Annotated in this window: 15 protein-coding genes; 6 read left to right on the forward strand and 9 right to left on the reverse strand. The window is 34.0% G+C overall.

The features are described from left to right. Nucleotides 1–67 precede the first annotated feature (67 nt). Nucleotides 68–1,006 carry a hypothetical protein gene (locus DWB61_RS15585; RefSeq protein ID WP_125031844.1) on the reverse strand — a complete coding sequence of 313 codons (939 nt, stop codon included), beginning with the start codon at nucleotides 1,004–1,006 and terminating at the stop codon, nucleotides 68–70. A 132-nt stretch (nucleotides 1,007–1,138) separates the two neighbouring features. Here DWB61_RS15585 and DWB61_RS15590 point away from each other — a divergent pair, with 132 nt between their 5' ends. Continuing rightward, nucleotides 1,139–3,292 carry a S9 family peptidase gene (locus DWB61_RS15590; protein ID WP_125031845.1) on the forward strand — a complete coding sequence of 718 codons (2,154 nt, stop codon included), beginning with the start codon at nucleotides 1,139–1,141 and terminating at the stop codon, nucleotides 3,290–3,292. A 124-nt stretch (nucleotides 3,293–3,416) separates the two neighbouring features. After that, on the forward strand, nucleotides 3,417–4,748 hold the full coding sequence (locus DWB61_RS15595; protein WP_156190271.1) for an MATE family efflux transporter: 1,332 nt from the start codon (nucleotides 3,417–3,419) through the stop codon (nucleotides 4,746–4,748). A 37-nt stretch (nucleotides 4,749–4,785) separates the two neighbouring features. On the opposite strand, the gene DWB61_RS15600 is transcribed toward DWB61_RS15595, so the two are convergent. The 4 genes from DWB61_RS15600 to DWB61_RS15615 all read right to left on the reverse strand — a co-directional run bounded on the left by DWB61_RS15600 (nucleotide 4,786) and on the right by DWB61_RS15615 (nucleotide 8,586). Further along, on the reverse strand, nucleotides 4,786–6,591 hold the full coding sequence (locus tag DWB61_RS15600; RefSeq protein ID WP_125031847.1) for a BamA/TamA family outer membrane protein: 1,806 nt from the start codon (nucleotides 6,589–6,591) through the stop codon (nucleotides 4,786–4,788). A gap of 180 nt (nucleotides 6,592–6,771) precedes the next feature. Further along, on the reverse strand, nucleotides 6,772–7,221 hold the full coding sequence (locus tag DWB61_RS15605) for a hypothetical protein (protein WP_125031848.1): 450 nt from the start codon (nucleotides 7,219–7,221) through the stop codon (nucleotides 6,772–6,774). Between the two features lie 170 nt (nucleotides 7,222–7,391). Beyond that, nucleotides 7,392–7,973 carry a peroxiredoxin-like family protein gene (locus tag DWB61_RS15610; RefSeq protein ID WP_158614447.1) on the reverse strand — a complete coding sequence of 194 codons (582 nt, stop codon included), beginning with the start codon at nucleotides 7,971–7,973 and terminating at the stop codon, nucleotides 7,392–7,394. 199 nt (nucleotides 7,974–8,172) lie between these two features. After that, nucleotides 8,173–8,586 (reverse strand): OsmC family protein, encoded by a 414-nt coding sequence (locus DWB61_RS15615; protein WP_125031850.1) that lies wholly within the window; start codon nucleotides 8,584–8,586, stop codon nucleotides 8,173–8,175. A gap of 366 nt (nucleotides 8,587–8,952) precedes the next feature. On the opposite strand from DWB61_RS15615, the gene DWB61_RS15620 reads away from it, so the two are divergent. After that, complete coding sequence (locus tag DWB61_RS15620) at nucleotides 8,953–10,386, forward strand: ADP-dependent glucokinase/phosphofructokinase (protein ID WP_125031851.1); 1,434 nt, start codon at nucleotides 8,953–8,955, stop codon at nucleotides 10,384–10,386. Between the two features lie 54 nt (nucleotides 10,387–10,440). Here DWB61_RS15620 and DWB61_RS15625 read toward each other — a convergent pair whose 3' ends face one another. The 4 genes from DWB61_RS15625 to DWB61_RS15640 form a co-directional block, all read right to left on the reverse strand. Next, entirely contained in the window at nucleotides 10,441–10,863 is a 423-nt protein-coding gene (locus DWB61_RS15625; protein ID WP_125031852.1) for a hypothetical protein, read from the reverse strand. A 134-nt stretch (nucleotides 10,864–10,997) separates the two neighbouring features. After that, entirely contained in the window at nucleotides 10,998–12,080 is a 1,083-nt protein-coding gene (locus DWB61_RS15630; protein ID WP_125031853.1) for a glycosyltransferase family 4 protein, read from the reverse strand. A gap of 631 nt (nucleotides 12,081–12,711) precedes the next feature. Beyond that, on the reverse strand, nucleotides 12,712–13,050 hold the full coding sequence (locus DWB61_RS15635; RefSeq protein ID WP_125031854.1) for a translation initiation factor: 339 nt from the start codon (nucleotides 13,048–13,050) through the stop codon (nucleotides 12,712–12,714). Nucleotides 13,051–13,088: 38 nt separating this feature from the next. Then, nucleotides 13,089–13,424: a TraR/DksA C4-type zinc finger protein gene (locus DWB61_RS15640; protein WP_125031855.1), complete on the reverse strand. Its 336-nt coding sequence runs from the start codon at nucleotides 13,422–13,424 to the stop codon at nucleotides 13,089–13,091. Between the two features lie 279 nt (nucleotides 13,425–13,703). On the opposite strand from DWB61_RS15640, the gene DWB61_RS15645 reads away from it, so the two are divergent. The 3 genes from DWB61_RS15645 to DWB61_RS15655 all read left to right on the forward strand — a co-directional run bounded on the left by DWB61_RS15645 (nucleotide 13,704) and on the right by DWB61_RS15655 (nucleotide 16,579). Then, nucleotides 13,704–14,522 carry a sulfide/dihydroorotate dehydrogenase-like FAD/NAD-binding protein gene (locus DWB61_RS15645; RefSeq protein WP_125031856.1) on the forward strand — a complete coding sequence of 273 codons (819 nt, stop codon included), beginning with the start codon at nucleotides 13,704–13,706 and terminating at the stop codon, nucleotides 14,520–14,522. A gap of 41 nt (nucleotides 14,523–14,563) precedes the next feature. Continuing rightward, nucleotides 14,564–16,054: an NADPH-dependent glutamate synthase gene (gene gltA, locus DWB61_RS15650; protein WP_125031857.1), complete on the forward strand. Its 1,491-nt coding sequence runs from the start codon at nucleotides 14,564–14,566 to the stop codon at nucleotides 16,052–16,054. A gap of 66 nt (nucleotides 16,055–16,120) precedes the next feature. Continuing rightward, nucleotides 16,121–16,579 carry a ferritin family protein gene (locus DWB61_RS15655; RefSeq protein WP_125031858.1) on the forward strand — a complete coding sequence of 153 codons (459 nt, stop codon included), beginning with the start codon at nucleotides 16,121–16,123 and terminating at the stop codon, nucleotides 16,577–16,579. Nucleotides 16,580–16,727 lie beyond the last annotated feature (148 nt).

Here is a 16,727-nt window from a genome sequence, read left to right on the forward strand (position 1 = left end):
CTTTTGTAAATTTGTGTAAGGTAGAAGCATAAAATACTATTCTTTCGAATCGTTTAATAAGCCCATTTTATTGAGTAATAAAAGTATGTAGCTTGTCGATTTTATAAGTAATAACAGAAGTTAATTCTGGAGTAATAATCAGTTTTGATTTACTATTCACAACGGTGAGTTTCTTTTTGGGGTAATCAATTGATGGGATATATTCATATTCTTCAACAATTTCATCAAATGTGTAAGCTAACTGAATTAAGTTCTCAACTAGGTATTTATAACTTTCACTTTCCTGTGTATTGGGAATCAGTAATTTAATAAGGTTTTCTAAAGGTCTTTTTTGTTCTGCAATTCGCTGCATTAAATCAGGATGAGGATTATTCTTCATCTCTTGGGTAAGAATATATACAGACTCAATCCAACCACCAGCAAGAATTAAAGCACCTGTCTCTTCTCGTTCATTGGTTTTTAAAAACTTGTCAATATTTCTATAAGTTTCCGATACGATTACCATAAGAGAATCGCGATTGTCAATGTTTGCCTCAATTCTGTTTACAGTGCTCTGGTTTAGGACTTTGTATATGCCGAGATCTAAAGATAAAATTTTGAGAACCGCAAAGTAACTTGCTGCATCTTGCGTTTGTTGATAGATATTGATATAGCCCAAATCGACACCATAAACACCGAAGTTTATAGCTCTGTTAAAGTTGGTTACATAATCTGAAGCCTTTCGAGAAGGGTTGAGTAATTCCTTATTATATGAAATTCCAGATTCATGTAAGATGAGTGAAATTTGATATGGAGAGGGTAAGCTAAATAAGATATTATTGAAGTGGAAAACATTTCCACTCTCTTGTTCGGCTTGAATAGAAGAAGCAACAAGGTCCTCAATAAGTTTTACTTCATCAGTTGTCTTTTCAGATGGTTTCCTAAAATAAAAGAGAGATGCAACTACAATAACTATTAAAAATATAATTACGAGTCTAATTCGGTTCTTCGAGGTTTTTTCTTGCATTATGCTTTACTTATAAAATTATATGGCAATTTAGTAAGAATAAATCAGAAGTCAAATGCCAATTTGTCTATTTTTAATACATTTGATCGCTTTAAGAATACTATTAACAGCAAAATATTAAATTCTAAACAAATGAAAAAAACGATCATTTTAGGAGCTATTTGTTTATTAGCACTTTGTGATATTTCTGTTTATGCTCAAGATAAAGTGTTGAGTATGAAAGATGCTATAATTGGACAGTGGCAAGATTTCTATCCTGAAAATATTTATAAATTAGATTGGCGAGCCGATAAGGATGAATACTGTTTCATCGAGAAAAATACCATTATGGTAGCGTCGCCTAAACTTGCAGCTAAAAAACTGGTGAGTTTAGATGATTTAAATGCAGCCTTATCTGTCGCTTCTATATCAAAATTAAAAAGAATTCCTGCTTTTTCCTGGGTTGATGCTAATACCATACAGTTTTGGGCTAATACCAGTTTATTGCATTATAAAATAAGTGAAAAGAAGGCTCAGGTAGTTTTAAATGCAGATACAAAGGCCGAAAATAAATCGTTTTGTGAAGTCAATAACCAATTAGCTTATACAATTGAAAATAATCTATATTTTGTTGGAAAAGATGGTTCAGATGTTGCTGTAACCTCGGATTCTGATAAAAACGTTGTTAATGGACAAGCAGTTAGTCGTAATGAATATGGCATTGATGGTGGGATATTTTGGTCACCTAGAGGTGAATCTTTAGCTTTTTATCGTAAAGATGAGACAAATGTAACTTCATATCCATTAGTGGATATTAATACTAGAGTTGGAGATTTGCGTGAGGAAAAATACCCAATGTGTGGTATGAGTTCTGAACTTGTATCTGTAGGTGTTTATAATTTAAAGACGTCTAAAACTGTTTGGATTAATGCAACTGACTTTGATAAAGAGCGCTATTTAACTAATGTGTCATGGGGAGCAGCTGGAAAATTCATTTACATACAGGTTTTGAATAGAGCTTCAAATCATATGAAGCTAAACAAATACGATGCTGCTACAGGCGAATTTGTAAAAACCTTACTTGAAGAAAAAGATGATCGTTGGGTAGAACCTCAGCACAAACTAATTTTCCTTACCAATAAACCTAATCAGTTTATTTACCAATCGAATACAGCCGGTTATAATCACATGTTCTTGTACACAACTGAAGGTAAGTTGATCAAGCAACTGACTAAGGGTGATTGGATGGTAACTAAAGTATTAGGTTTTGATAAGCTTGAGAAAAATTTATTTTTCGAATCAACAGAAGTCAGCCCGGCCGACCGTCATGTTTACAAGTTGAATTTGAAATCTGGTAAGCGTGTTCAATTAACCAAGGATGCGGGTTATCATGATGTGAAATTCAGTAAGTCGGGGGCTTATATCATCGATAATTACTCAAGCTTAAATGTGCCTAGAATAATAAATATTGCCGACTCGCGTGGAAAGATTGTTAAGAATCTTATTAAGGCTGAAAATAAGCTTAAAGATTATAATCTAGGTGAAATCTCATTGGGAACTATTAAATCGGCTGATGAAAAAACGGATCTTCACTACCGTTTAATTAAACCTGCAGATTTCGATCCATCAAAAAGATACCCAGTAGTTATTTATGTATATGGTGGACCGCATGCACAGTTAGTAACGAATCGTTGGTTAGGTGGTGCTCGTTTATGGGAGCAATATATGGCTCAACGTGGGTATGTTGTTTTCACGCTGGATAATCGTGGCTCTGCTAATCGTGGGAAGGAGTTCGAAGCAATTATTCACCGTCAGTGTGGTCAGCCAGAAATGGCCGATCAAATGAAAGGTGTAGACTTTTTAAAATCACAAACTTATGTTGATGCAGATCGTATTGGTGTGCACGGATGGAGTTATGGTGGTTTTATGACCATATCTCTAATTACAAATTACCCAGATGTATTTAAAGTTGCTGTTGCAGGTGGTCCAGTAATCGATTGGAAATGGTATGAGATTATGTACGGTGAGCGTTATATGGATACGCCAGAAGAAAATCCAGAAGGCTATGCAATGACATCTCTCATTAATAAAGCAAAAGACTTGAAAGGTAAGCTTTTGATTTGTCAGGGAGCTATCGATAAAACGGTTTTATGGCAGCATAGTTTAAGTTTTGTGAGAGAGTGTATTAAAAATAATGTTCAAGTTGATTATTTTCCCTATCCACGTGCCGAGCACAATGTCAGAGGAATGGATAGAATTCACTTGAAGCAAAAAGTGAGCAATTATTTCGATGATTATTTGAAATAAAAGAGATTTCAAATATTTAGAAAAGCTCGCTTGCCATTTGCATAGCGAGCTTTTTTATTTTGATAGAGTTTGGATATCATCGTTTTGAGCTTACTTTTGATCGAAATATAAAATACAGAGAGAATTGAAAACAAAAATAGACCATAAGAGTATCTGGACAATTGCCTACCCAATTATATTGGGCAGTGTCGCTCAGAATATAATTTCAGTAACTGATACCGCCTTTTTAGGTCACTTAAGCGAAACGGCACTTGGCGCAGCAGCTATTGCAACCATATTCTACTTTGCCATAGTCATGTTTGTTTGGGGATTCGGTTTGGGAACACAAATTGTAATTGCCCGAAGAGTTGGAGAGCAGAATTTTAAGATGGTAGGAAAAACTTTTATTCATTCCTTCTATTTTTTGATGTTTGTGGGGGCTCTTTTACTAGGTTTTATGGTGATTCAATCACCATCTCTTTTGAAATGGATGGTGAGTTCAGACGGGATTTACCAAGCTAGTAACGATTACATCTCTGTTCGAGCCTGGGGTATTTTATTTGCCTGTGTTAATTTGCTTTTCAGAGCATTTTATATTGGTATTGCTAAAACCAAAGTGATTAGCTGGAGTACTGCATTTATGGCTATCGTCAATGTCTTTTTTGATTATGCTCTAATATTTGGAAAATTTGGATTGCCAGAGATGGGGATTAAAGGTGCTGCTCTTGCTTCTGTCATTGCAGAGTTTACGGCTATGATCTTTTTTATTATCTATACTCTGAAGAAAGTCCCTTTAGCTCATTATGACTTGTTTCGTTTTTGCAAAATTGATTGGCCACTATTTAATCGATTGATAAAGGTTTCCTTCCCGATAATGATACAGAACTTTTTGTCCCTGTCTTGTTGGTTTGTCTTCTTCATTATGGTGGAGAGAATGGGAGAGCATGAGTTGGCAATATCAAATATTATCAGAAGTATATATGTCTTGTTAATGGTTCCTGTATGGGCTTTTGGATCAGCTGTTAATACTTTAGTTAGCCAAGTTATTGGAGAAGGTTTTCCTGATAAAATCATGTTGGTTATATGGAGAACAACCCAATTATCTTTTTTATCGGTTTTAGCTTTAGTTGGAATATCAATTTTTATTCCCGACTTGATTATTTCGATTTATACTGATAATGTTCTTCTTATAGAGCATTCGCGACCAGTTGTTTATGTTGTTTTTGGATCGTCTTTGTTATTTCCAATTGCTATAACTTTATTTCATGGTATTTCCGGAACTGGAAGGACCTTGCATGCTATGGTTCTAGAGATTGTAGTCTTATCTTTCTATTTGGGTTCAGTTTATCTTTTAGTACATGTATTTAAAGCATCAATTGCGATGGTTTGGACTTCGGAATATTTTTATGCTCTCTTTTTAGGAACAGCATCTTTCCTATATTTAAGGTATGGGAAATGGCTTGGGAGTGTTGTTTAAATTGTGATCTGTTACTAAATATACCAGATCATATTTTTTATTCAAAGTCAAGAACTTTTGGTCGACCGACATTAAAGTTGCTAAAATTAGGTCGATCTTCTCCTGATAGACCATATTGGGTGTTGGAGAAATCGCTAGGAGCTTTGGGATATAAAGCAAAACGTAATTCGATTGTTTTAAATACCAGGTTTTCGTTATTTAAGCGAAGGCCTAAACCAATGCCATAATAGGCTTTGTTCTTAAAAGGATGATGTTGGTTACTGCCAATAGTTCCAATATCGAGGAAGTTGAAAAATGCAAATCTAAAACCAGCTGCCATATAAGGCGTGAATGTTATATTTTCTAGCTTCATAGTTAACCTTTGAGTACCTATTGCTTCAAGGCTTGAAAACCCACGAATACCAGTTGGAGAGTTAAGTGTTATAAATTCCTCTGGGAAACGTCGGATGCCTAAATTATAATTCAGTTCAACAAAATTACGGAAGCGATATCGTCCTGTTTTACGTAAACGACTGATAAATTTATTTTGTAAGATTAAATTTCCCTGTTCGTAATGATCTTTATCAAAGTAGCCACCTAGGGAAAATTTTGTAAAGAAGTAGGCTTTTGTTTTATAGAAGTGTGTGGCACGTTGATATTCAAAAGCTAAATATTTCCGATAAGAAAATTCTCGATCTTCAAAACCTCCCGTTAATTGCATCATGTAACCATAAGGGATGTCCTCAGTTCTACCAAAATTATAAATGAGATTCGATTTAAAATATTGGGTTTGATTAAGGCTAATACTGGCTAAATAGATCCTTTTGTTGTGGAAGAATTTATTCAGATCTGAATCAACTTTAGGACGTTTGAAAAAATTTAATGATGAAAAACCAAGAGTTGAAAATAGTTGTGATTTTTCTAATTTGTTTTCTGATAGGAGCTTGTATGATCTTCCAAACCACGCAGAAGCATAGTTAAAGTCAAGAGGTTCCTTGTTTAGTATTGGATCATTAGAACTGATTTTATTGGAGTGCATAGTTCTAGAAACTGTCAATCCTCCTGCATATTTGGTCATGTAGGTTTCGAAACGTCTTTTTAAAGCCAATTCAATAAGTGATCTTTTGTAGTTATTACTAAAGGTAAGCCCTGCACTAATATGTGAGTTTATCACATTTTGAACCTTATAGCTAGCTAAGTAGCCCCAATTTTGACTTTTACTGGAATTATATTCAAAGCCAGATCTTATTTCGTGACCTCGACCATATAAGTTTCGGTTGTAAAGCTCTACCGAGGTCGATGTGATTGAACCAATATCGATATCAAACCCCCAGGAAAACTGATCCTTCACCAACAAATAAAGATCCACTAATTCTGATGAACCCATTACAGGGATCACTATAAATTGTGCATCCTTAACGTAGGGGAGATTACGAATTAAGCGTTCATTTTCTGCCGTGTTGTAGGCATCTAATGTATCACCTTCTTTTAGATAAAGGAGTTTCTTTATATGATTTCTACTACTTGTATTATGAAGTTTGTTGGCCGTCTTTTCAAGCCAAATTCTGGTTTTTTGTAGAGAATCTATAAAGTTGGGTTTGAATGGCTGTATGACATCAATGATAAGCTTATTGATACGTTTCCCTTCGTAAGGGACAAATACCTGCCCACTTTGTTCTCTTTTTTTATTAATGATTAAGTCCTCCTTGTTGGGAGAAACAAAGAATAAACCATAAAGTTCTTTGGTTATCCTGTTTTTGTAAGCTTTAGATTTTAGTTTTTTATAGAAATCACTGCCCTTCTTTAGTGTATCGTCTTGTAGATTAGTGTAAAGAGGTTTGGTGAGTAGAGAATCTTCGGACACGTGACTTATGATTTGCTCAAAAAGAATATCAGAAGGTCTTGATAATTGGGCATGAGAATCTAACCAATTGTTGAAAATCAGTAGAATAAATAAACAATATATAATGCTTTTTTTTATGCCTAAAAATCTTGGTTGTAATTAAAGATAGCAAAAATAGAAGATGAGAAGGTTATATTGAATTTAATCTTTTGAATTCATAGATTTTTCATGAATCATCTTAACTTGTTCATCAGTCCATTGCCATTTATCACCTACTCTTACTTCACCAATAATTTGTTTTTTATTGAAAAATTCTAAGGTAGTTATAGCACTGCCAAGCCCGTAGCGTTTTAGGCCCAATTTAGAATTGAGTCGGTCATAGTTTATTGTTTCTTTTCTTCTAAAAATGACCAGGCTGTAGTAGTAAATAGAAAATTCCCGTTTTTCATCATCAAACTCTATTTGATAAAGGATTCTATTTCTCTTTATCGAAAGTAGTAGAATGAATATAACGATAAGTGTCAATTCATAAACCAGATTTATCCCCATGAAAATAAGAATAATAACCTGAAGAATTAACAATAAGCTTAATTCACTTTTTATTCTCTTCCCTAGAGAAAAGTCAGCATTATGAGGTGTGTAATTTGTCATACTTTAATTTTTTGCATAGTTAAGCCTTTTAGAGGAATCTATGGTAATCAGGACGGGTTTTGTTGAGCATTATATTAGATGTAGGTGCATCTTATTTATTGAATCAAAAAAAAACATCCTAATTCATATTGAAAAAGGATGTTTTGTGATTCAGCGCAAGCCTTAATGTTTTAAAGTTGCTTTAAAATATCTTTTGCAGAAGATCTGTTTTTATAGTCAGGATCGTATTGCAGATATTTGATTTTTCCATTTGTCCCAATTACAAATGTTGCAGGAACGGGAAGTGTCTGACTGGAGTTGCCGTTGTCCCAGATTAGGTCAATTTCATATTCTTTGTACTTATTCTGTAATGTTTCAGGTAAAATAAAATCGACACCAAATGCTTTCATTATAGTATTGTCTTTATCCCAAAGTACTGGGAATTCAGCTTTAGTTTTTTCAACTGTTTTGTTAATGTTTTCTGTTTGTTCAGGTGAAATTGCAACGATTTGTGCACCTGCTTCTCTGAAATCTTCAAGGTGATTTTGAAGCTCACTTAAATGGCGATTGCAATAGGGACACCATTGACCTCTATAGAAAACCACAATGAGTTGTTTTTCTTTTAAGATATCAGCGCTATTAAATTTTGATCCGTTTTGATCGAAAGCTTCAAACTCAGGAGCTTTTTGTCCAATTTGTAAACTGCTTTCTGGTTTCTGAGCAAAGGTGTTTATGCTGAGAATAGCTAATATGCCAACTAATAAGCGTTTCATACTTTGTGATTTTAATAAATAACAAAACAAACAAATCCAAAAAAGAGTGTGCTGTCTCTCTTTTGTAAAAATATGAAATAAAAGACTAGTGTATCTTAAAATAGTCCCGTTAATTGTTAATGTCGTGTTAAAGATCAAAAAAAAATATCCCATGCCTAAATTAGGCATGGGATATCATAATCTTGTTTTAATCGCTTAATTATGCTTTTTGAAGACGCATAATTTTGTAGGTTGTGTTGACTCCAGCTTGGTGAAAAAGAACTCCTACAGGACACATTTTTAAAGTTTTCTGTAGACAAGACTCTATTTTATCATCGCTAGCATCAGTTTCAACTCTAAGTTCTACTTCAACATCTGTAAATGTCGCTGCACCATCTTTTTGGTGACCAATAGTATCAACCTCCAATGCCGAGAATTCAAATCTCATTTTTTTTGAAACAATATTAAAAATTGTATTCACACAACCTGAATAACTCATCAAGCAAAGTTCAAAGGCAGTTGGACCTAAATCCTGTCCACCTTTAACCTCTGGTAAATCAACAATAGTTTCGTGTCCTCTATTATCAGTAATTACTGAAGATATTCCATGTGTCCATGTTGTTGTAGCTTTCATCTTTTTAGTTTTTTATGCGACTGCTGATAATTGATTTGATATCAAGTTTCACTTAGTCTTTGGTTTTTGAATATTTAATAATGTATATGGCTACAAATATATTTAAATATCCAAATATATGAAGTTGTGATTGTGTGTTTTTTAACATTTAGCTTTATCATGGTATTTTATCTTCTTAATAAGTTTCGATAGGAATTTAAAAGTCTTATTTCAAACCTTTGCAGTGATTTTTTCCAGCTTTTTATTATGAATCTTTAGATAAACACTCCTAAATTGTATTTCTTTGCTTTTATCAAACTTCTAGAAGTCAGCTATAATTCTATACTATTGGGATAGTTGATTAAAATAAAAAACAAAATTATTGGCATGTCATACAGCGATTTAAAAGAAAAGTGGTTAGAACATTATAAGACAGCTCCTGCTCAATTAGTGAAAATGGGAGATGTAAAAGGTCTTATTAGCGCATTTAATGCAAATGTGGATGCAGTGATCAAGGTCAATGGGAAATTTATTGAGAGAATCATCGCTGAAAATAAACTGGATCTAACTAAAATTGTTGGAGAGGGAGAGAATTGTATTCAAACAAATGAGGATGCAATACGTGGATTTTTGCAATGTTTCCAAGCGGGAAAAGCAGAAGAATGGTTAATTGAAGACAAAGCCGTTTTTAATTGGTTAAATGAAACAATTGGCTACGATAAACTTCAAATGGGGGGGCAAGGTGGTATTGTTGCCAACGTAATGGCTGTTTGTGGTGTTGATTCTGTTTATGTGCACTGTGCATCTTCGCCAAAAGAACAGTCTCAGCTTTTTTTAGATCTAGATAATCTTTTGACTGTTGATGATAATGGGAATGTGGCCCAGGCTTCAAAAGTAGATCGCAAAAATGATTTACCCCTTATTCATTGGATTATAGAATTTGATAAAGGAGATGAAATAAATCTAAACGAAAGGGTTTATACTTGTCCAAAGGCAAATCGATTCATAGCAACTTACGATCCTTTGAATTTTAAATTGCACATCGATGAGCATTTCTCGAATAAGATGTCTCAAGCTGATATTAATCCTGAATATATCATCCTTTCGGGTTATCAAATGCTTCATGAAACACTGAAAGATGGTAGCAAAGGAGCGGATAAGATAGATGCTTCAAAGATTATGATAAAGGAATGGAGGGAGTCTTGTCCTGATAACCTATTGCACCTGGAAGTGGCCTCAACTCAAGATAAGGCTGTTCGTAAACATTTGATTGATTCTTTGGTGGAGAGTGTGAATAGTTTGGGTTTCAATGAGCGTGAGTTGATCGATATTCTTGAAGTTATAGGGGAAGAAGAACTAGCTGCAAAATGTGAGGCGAATATCAATGCTCAAACTATGTTTGAAGGTATGCTTAAAATATATGAATACACAAAGTGTCCTCGAATGCAACTGCATATGTTTGGTTTATATTTAACCCTTCAGAAAAAGGGTTTTAAAGTTAGTCCAATGCAGAATCGTGATGGTATGCAATTAGCAGCTACTGTTGCCGCAGCAAAGGCGGGAACTGGTGGCATTAATACGAAGGAAGTGTTACTGTGGGCTCAGGGGCATCAGGTTTCGGATGTTGGACTGAATGAGTTAAGTAATCTTCAAAATTTAGTATCAGAAAAGTTTGGGGAAAATAGTTTATTAGAAACAGGTATCTTCGAAAATGAACGAATTGAAGTTATTGCGGTACCAACTATTCTAATTGAAAAACCAGTAACTCTGGTTGGAATGGGTGATACAATTTCTTCTGTATCTCTTGTTGGGGCAAGGTAAAACGAAAGCATATTAAAATAGAAAAAGCTATTCCAAAGGGAGTAGCTTTTTTTATTAAGTTTTATTATCAAGGATCTCACTAATCGTCCTCAAACAAGTCGCAATTTCTCTTTTAAATGGATGATTAGGCATGATACCACTTTCTGCATCTAATCCATTTAAAATACCCATCCATATGGCACTTATGCCAAATCCAATAAGAATATCTTGTTTGTAGTTCTGAATAAAGATACTTCTGTAGTCTTCAGTGAATTTGTTGAATAAGACAGCTACATTAAAAGAGTAGGAGGGATCCCTATTTTCACAGTTTTTTATGTGGAAGTTTATAATGTCTACAAAATTTGAGCTTAGTTTTTCAGCAGCAGAATAAATACTATTTTTCTGTTCAAGACTTATTTCCAAATCATTCAATCCTTGCTTGATTAGTAGATGGATATCTTGAGTTTCTAGATTCTCCTTTAGCAATATTGGGTCCATGTTTTTTCTTTAAATTGAAAGGCTAATTTACATTATTATTTCAAATGATACAGTCTTATTTAGATTAATTTTAAAGATTGAAAACTAGTCATAAAAAACGCCTCGTAAGAGGCGTTGAGATATTTTAGTAAGTATTAAGCGGTCTGTAGTTCTTTGGCTTTCTTTTTGTGAAGTAAATATGAAGGTAGCCACGAGAAAAAAGCACCAAGTAATGCCACGATTACAAGTAAGCTTGGGTTTCCAATATCTTTAAGTGCAAATACGATTGCAATAAGAAGGATATTCACTGCCATAATTCGAATAGAAGCATGTACGTGCTTAAAACCTAAACTAACCATACGGTGGTGCACATGGTTTTTGTCTGGCTCAAATGGAGATCTTTTATTCTTAATACGAATAAACATCACTCTAAGTGTATCAAATAAAGGAACAGCTAGAATACCAATAGAAACAGCAGGAGCTGATTTAATCGCATATTTAAATTCTGGGTAGATATTCAGTTCGTTGAAGTGGATCATTAAAATTGAGATTAATAATCCTAGAATAAGTGAACCCGTATCACCCATGAATATTTTATTTTGTTTGCCAAAGACATTGTATCGGAAGAAGGCTATTAAAGCGCCTAAAAGACTACCTGCGAGGACAACATATTCATAGTGACCTGTGATGTAGAACCAAATACCGAATGTTAAAGTACATAGTCCGCTGATACCTGAAGCTAAGCCATCAATACCATCAATTAAATTAAAGCCATTGGTAATTACAATGATGACAAAAATTGTAAATAGAATACTGACAAAATAGTTTAATTCATGAATACCTAATATACCATGAAAGTTAGTGAAACGAATATCGCCAAGAATGATTACAATAAGAGCTGCAAAAATTTGACCTAAAAGTTTCTTTTTAGGAGAAATCGCCATGATATCATCCTTTACTCCGAGTCCGAATACAATTAAAGTTGCAGCAATAATATACTTAAGCTCATGAATTAGGAAACCATTACTAAATATTAGAATGGATAAAGCAAAGCCAATAAAAATAGCAATACCACCTAAGGACGGAACAATAGTTGTGTGGGAGGAGCGATGATTGGGTTCGTCATACAATTTTTTCTCTTTTGCAAGATGTATTACAGAAGGAATAATCTTGTAACATACTATTAAAGAGAAAAGAAAACTAGCAATAATGTAGAAGTGATGTGTGAACGGATACATAAGTTTAGTTTCAATTTTCAAAAGACTAGAACAAAGGTATGAATTAAATATAGAAAGTCAAGTTGTCAAATCTGTCAAGTTTGTTTAATAGTATGAAAATGATGAATAAATTATTGAATAATAGGTGTTATTTATTAAGTATTAGTTCTTAGTTGTAATTTTTAAATATTGAATATGAAATTGCGATTATTTTAGATATTCGTATAAAAAAACAGGGTTAATGTTTTTTTGAATTATGGGTTTAAATTTGAGAAACCATTTTGCAATCGATATAGGTCTTAGCATAATAATTTACATGGAAATAATTGCTTAAATTAATTTGTTTACGGCCTGTTATATATATTGTTTGTTATTCCTATGAGTTTTTATTTACTTTAATATATTCGAATTTAAAATGAAAATAATTTTGGTATAATGTAACAATATGAAATTCAATTGTGGGATTTTTATAAAGTCTTATTAGTTTATATCTAGACTTGTATGGCTGTGATAAATAAAAGTGGGATTTAAAGTTGATTGTAGGATTTAAGGGGAGAGTGTGAAATATAAGTTCTGACTCAATATTTAATTCTATTTTAAGCCCAACTATTTACGGGTTAGAATTGTCTAAATAAAAAAAAAGAGTTGGAAGTTAACCTCCAACTCTTTTAGTTTTGTAATCTTCTTTATTTAATATTTCAATGATTTTATCTCGATGATCACCTTGAATGAGGATTTCGCCATCTTTAACTGATCCTCCTACTCCACATTTCGATTTTAGAAGTTTACCAAGGTCTTTTAGATCTTCTTCATTTCCAACAAAACCTGCAACAAGTGTAACAGCTTTACCTTTACGCTGTTTTTTATCTATCATCACTTTTAATATTTGTTGCTTAGGAGGAAGAGTTTTCATTACTTCTTCGTCGTCGTATTCAAACGCATAATCAGGATTGGTTGAATACACGATGTTTTTTTTATTCTTTTTAGCCATGATTTAGATATTTAATGATACAAATATAATTACAAATCCTAGCGACTAGCACATGCCACGCATTTTTTACTCTCTGGCATTAATATGATTCTACCTAATGGTATTTCTCGGCAGCAATTTACGCAATTGCCAAAATCGGTATCGTCAACATGATTTAAGGCGAACTCTAAAGCTTTCAGTTGAGTTTTTCTTTGTCGTAGAGCTGCTTCGTTTATACTTTTATTATTAATTGCATCCATGCGGCTTATTCTTCCTATTGCACAATCTGGTGAAATAGGTTTGGTTAGATCGATAAGCTTAAGGATATCATCATTTAATTTTATAATTTTTTCTTCAATCTGACATTTAATATCTTCTTTGTTGATTGTTTGCATGTCTTTATTGTATTGATGCTTTGTTTTTTGACTTAGTATATAAATCTATTAAATAGCCTAATAGATTAGAGAAAAATATCCCTATTGGGTGTTAATTTAGATTCAAACTAAAATGTTTTAAGACAGTAAAAAAAAACCATAAAATGAAGGGTGATTAACACTTACTCTTTACATTTGAGAACTGAATTATTGTTGATATTACTGAATGAAAATCATTGTCATTCAGGTTTTTAATGTAATTTTGGGGTTAAAAATTTATTTATTTTATCATAGAAAGTGATGAACAAGATAGTTGAAAAAGAATATTTTTCAGAGAAAATCGTGAAAATCGTCGTAGAAGCACCTTTGATCGCAAAATCTCGGAAGCCAGGAAACTTTGTAATTTTACGTGTTGGTGAAAAAGGAGAGCGAATTCCTTTGACCATTGCAGGCGCTGATGTTGAAAGAGGAACAATTGACCTAGTTGTACAAAAAATGGGTGTTTCTTCTACAAAAGTATGTGATCTTGAGGTTGGTGAATATATTACTGACTTAGTAGGACCACTTGGTAAACCTACTGAGATCCATAACTTGGGTACTATCCTTTGTTGTGGTGGTGGTGTAGGAAATGCACCTTTATTACCAATAGTTGAAGCTTATAAAAAAGCTGGAAACAAGGTAATTACTATTTTGGCTGCTCGTAACAAAGATTTAATTATTCTTGAAGATGAGATGCGTAAGCATTCTGATGAGTTGATTATCATGACTGATGATGGTTCCTATGGTAAAAAAGGACTAATAACAGAGGGAATGGAAGAGGTTATTAAAAGAGAAAAGATTGATGAGTGTGTGACTATTGGTCCTGCAATCATGATGAAATTCTGCTCTCTTTTAACTAAGAAATATGAAATTCCTACAGTTGCTAGTTTAAATAGTATCATGGTAGATGGTACAGGTATGTGTGGCGCTTGTCGTGTTACTGTTGGTGGAAAAACCAAATTTACTTGTGTTGATGGTCCTGAGTTCGACGCTCATCAAATCGATTTTGAAGAGATGATGTCACGACTTGGTGGTTATAAGAAAGAAGAAGTTGATAAATTTGATCAATTTCAGAAATAGAGAATTCAATCTAAGAATAGCAACACAAAAATACCAGGACAATGGAAAGGTCTGAAGAATATATAAAAAACGAAAGAAAACAAGACTGGAGAGTAGCTCTTCAGAAAAAGATAAAAGCTAAAGATCGTATGTCGATTGAGCGTGCTCTTATGGCTGAAACAGCGCCAGAATTACGCATCACATCGCAACGTATCGAAGTAAATATTGGGCTAACGCAGGAACAAGCTCTTACGGAGGCTAGCCGCTGCATGGACTGTGTTAATCCGACTTGCATGGAAGGGTGCCCGGTAAGCATTAATATTCCTAAATTCATTAAAAATATTGAGCGTGGTGAAATTCTTGAAGCTGCTTCAGTATTGAAAGAAACATCTGCATTGCCAGCTGTTTGTGGTCGTGTTTGTCCTCAGGAATTGCAGTGTGAGCAGAAGTGTTTCTACGTTGAGAAATTGAACCAGCCTGCTGTAGCAATTGGATACTTAGAGCGTTTTGCTGCCGACTTCGAAAGAGAGTCGGGACATATTTCTACTCCGGAAATGGTCGCTGCAAATGGAATTAAAGTTGCCGTAATTGGTTCAGGTCCTTCTGGATTATCATTTGCTGGTGATATGGCTAAATTAGGTTATGATGTTACCGTATTCGAAGCACTGCATGAAATTGGTGGTGTATTAAAATATGGTATCCCTGAATTCCGTTTGCCAAACGCAGTGGTTGATGTAGAGATTGAAAGTTTACGTCGTATGGGTGTGAAATTCATCACTAACTATATCGTAGGTCAAACTGCAAGCCTTGATGATTTAAAGGCTGATGGTTACAAAGCATTTTACGTAGGATCAGGTGCTGGTTTACCACGTTTCATGAATATCCCTGGTGAGAATGCCAATGGTATTCTATCTTCAAATGAGTACTTAACTCGTGTGAATTTGATGGGGGCTGATAGCGAAGAGTCTGATACTCCTGTATTGCGAGGAAAGAACGTTGTAGTTGTTGGTGGTGGTAACACGGCTATGGACTCAGTTCGTACTGCTAAGCGTTTAGGTGCTGAGCGTGCAATGATTGTATATCGTCGTTCAGAGGAAGAAATGCCAGCTCGTGTTGAAGAAGTTCATCATGCTAAACAAGAAGGTGTTGAATTCTTGACTTTGACAAATCCAATTGAGTACATTGCTGATGAAAATGGTCGTGTTTCTCAAATGAAGGTTCAGAAAATGGAATTAGGCGAGCCGGATTCATCAGGTCGTAGAAGACCAGTTCCTGTTGAAGGATCAGAGTATATTCTTGACTGTGAAGTTGTGGTTGTGGCTGTTGGAGTATCTCCAAATCCATTAATTCCTAATTCAGTTGAAGGTCTTGAAGTTTCTAAGTGGGGAACTATCGAGGTTGTAAAAGATAAGATGCAGTCATCTATTCCAGAATTATTTGCTGGTGGTGATATCGTTCGTGGTGGTGCAACTGTAATCCTTGCAATGGGAGATGGTAGAAAAGCCGCTAAGAATATGGACATCTATTTAACTGAACAATACTTGTCTAATTAATTGGAATAAAAAGTGTAAGTTTAAATACGAGCACTTATAATAATATTGATTTTAAAAATTCTTAATATGAAAGAGTTCAAATCATTAAACGATATTCTTGATTTTGCCATTAACGAAGAAGCTATGGCAGCTGAATTTTATACAGCACTTGCTGCAAAGATGAAGCATAAACAAATCAAAGAAACATTTGAGCAATACGCAATTGAAGAAATGGGACACCGTGCCAAGCTTGAAGCTATTAAAAATGGTAAGGGACAGACGTTTTCTGAAACTATGGTTGCTGACATGAAAATTGCAGATTATTTAGTTGAAGTTGACGAAGAGAAAACGAATATCACTTATCAGGAGGCATTAATTATTGCTATGAAGAAAGAGAAAGCTGCTTTTAGATTGTATAGCGATTTGGCTGCTGCAACAACTGATGAAGTTGAAAAGAAGTTATTCTTGAACTTAGCTCAAGAAGAGGCTAAGCACAAATTAAGATTCGAAGTAGAATACGACGAAAATATCTTAACAGAGAATTAGGATTCTCTTAATTATGGAAAAGAGGGTGTCCAAAATCAAGGACATCCTCTTTTTCATTAATCCTTCTCGAAAGTATTTTTTAGTTGATTATTGCTAATTCAAATTTACGGTTCAGCATTTTTGCTTTAAATAAGTCAAAAATCACTTC

The organism is Ancylomarina euxina (genome assembly GCF_003863355.1).
Lineage (GTDB): Bacteria > Bacteroidota > Bacteroidia > Bacteroidales > Marinifilaceae > Ancylomarina > Ancylomarina euxinus.

Excerpts from the sequence above, each read along its gene's own strand:
- DWB61_RS15635 (WP_125031854.1), bottom strand. The coding sequence starts at position 13,050 with ATGGCTAAAAAGAATAAAAAAAACATCGTGTATTCAACCAATCCTGAT.
- DWB61_RS15590 (WP_125031845.1), top strand. The coding sequence starts at position 1,139 with ATGAAAAAAACGATCATTTTAGGAGCTATTTGTTTATTAGCACTTTGT.
- DWB61_RS15620 (WP_125031851.1), top strand. The coding sequence starts at position 8,953 with ATGTCATACAGCGATTTAAAAGAAAAGTGGTTAGAACATTATAAGACA.
- DWB61_RS15615 (WP_125031850.1), bottom strand. The coding sequence starts at position 8,586 with ATGAAAGCTACAACAACATGGACACATGGAATATCTTCAGTAATTACT.
- DWB61_RS15640 (WP_125031855.1), bottom strand. The coding sequence starts at position 13,424 with ATGCAAACAATCAACAAAGAAGATATTAAATGTCAGATTGAAGAAAAA.
- DWB61_RS15610 (WP_158614447.1), bottom strand. The coding sequence starts at position 7,973 with ATGAAACGCTTATTAGTTGGCATATTAGCTATTCTCAGCATAAACACC.
- DWB61_RS15655 (WP_125031858.1), top strand. The coding sequence starts at position 16,121 with ATGAAAGAGTTCAAATCATTAAACGATATTCTTGATTTTGCCATTAAC.
- DWB61_RS15625 (WP_125031852.1), bottom strand. The coding sequence starts at position 10,863 with ATGGACCCAATATTGCTAAAGGAGAATCTAGAAACTCAAGATATCCAT.
- DWB61_RS15605 (WP_125031848.1), bottom strand. The coding sequence starts at position 7,221 with ATGACAAATTACACACCTCATAATGCTGACTTTTCTCTAGGGAAGAGA.
- DWB61_RS15585 (WP_125031844.1), bottom strand. The coding sequence starts at position 1,006 with ATGCAAGAAAAAACCTCGAAGAACCGAATTAGACTCGTAATTATATTT.
- gltA (WP_125031857.1), top strand. The coding sequence starts at position 14,564 with ATGGAAAGGTCTGAAGAATATATAAAAAACGAAAGAAAACAAGACTGG.
- DWB61_RS15645 (WP_125031856.1), top strand. The coding sequence starts at position 13,704 with ATGAACAAGATAGTTGAAAAAGAATATTTTTCAGAGAAAATCGTGAAA.
- DWB61_RS15630 (WP_125031853.1), bottom strand. The coding sequence starts at position 12,080 with ATGTATCCGTTCACACATCACTTCTACATTATTGCTAGTTTTCTTTTC.